The 218-nt window shown below is 49.1% G+C and carries 1 pseudogene; it reads left to right on the forward strand.

The window, feature by feature from the left end:
* Nucleotides 1-218, forward strand: a pseudogene (locus tag AB4486_RS26255) (glutamate--cysteine ligase); the annotation flags it as partial.

Here is a 218-nt window from a genome sequence, read left to right on the forward strand (position 1 = left end):
GTAAACCCATTCAGCTCAATCGGTATCACCGAACAGCAAGTTCGCTTCTTGGATCTATTCCTAACGTGGAGTGTACTAACAGACTCTGCTGAGATGGATAACTGCGAACTTGAGTGCTGGCGCGACAACTGGAACAAGGTGATCTTAGAAGGTCGTCAAGCTGGTCTAGAGCTGCAAATTGGTTGTCATGGCGAGCGCTTGTCTCTGCAAGATTGGGC

Source organism: Vibrio sp. 10N.222.55.C6 (assembly GCF_041473395.1).
GTDB classification, from domain to species: domain Bacteria; phylum Pseudomonadota; class Gammaproteobacteria; order Enterobacterales; family Vibrionaceae; genus Vibrio; species Vibrio crassostreae_C.